The following is a 692-nucleotide window of genomic DNA, read 5'->3' as shown; positions in this document are numbered from 1 at the left end:
AAGGTCTCAAATCGTAAATGTGAAAATCGAGCTCATTAAACGTCCAAATCTTCGACATCTGCGCCAATCACTTGTGCTAAATGACCCGTCTTAAGATAGACGGTAGCGCCTTGCGACCCTGCTTTTATCGACGACGACGTAGCTGCGGTAGCTGTGGGCATACGTATCCAACTGTCTTTATTATAAGTTTGATGCCCATCTAAAAGCGCACCTTTGACAACTAATAGCTCTGCGCCGCCTGTTGTCAATTGAGCCTGCAGCTCCTCGCTGAATAAAACTTCGTCTGCACCCAAACGCTGCAAGCTTACCTGCTCTCTGTTGTCTAAAGAGTGCTCACTTGAATATAAAGGACAAACTTCACGGCTGCCGACGCGTTGCCAGTTAGCGTTATCGTACGTGTCGATAGCGACATGACGATTTTCTGATGCTAGCATCTGTCGCAGCTTAACAAAGATAATCGCTCCTTCATCGCTAAAGGGAGTGTGACCTGACGCTGGTGGATTACGCAAGTACCAGCCTGCAGGGTAATGCTCGTCATCGGCTGAAAACATCCCTGACAATACCAAAATCTCCTCGCCGCCTGGGTGCTGATGACGGGGAAAGTGAGAGCTTGGCGCATAACGCACAAGACTCGTCGCGCGCGCTTTTTCCGCGCCTACGCGATCGAGCATCACGCGCTCAACGCCGCCTTG

At 50.4% G+C, this 692-nt stretch carries 1 protein-coding gene; it reads right to left on the bottom strand.

Annotated elements, in window-relative coordinates:
* Positions 1 to 35: 35 nt before the first annotated feature.
* The coding region (locus ACTXGO_RS15540; RefSeq protein WP_443575152.1) for a cupin domain-containing protein at positions 36 to 692 on the bottom strand (657 nt) is incomplete at its 5' end.

It is taken from the genome of Psychrobacter sp. T6-1, from assembly GCF_052258445.1.
This window is presented reverse-complemented; position numbering and strand designations above follow the sequence as displayed.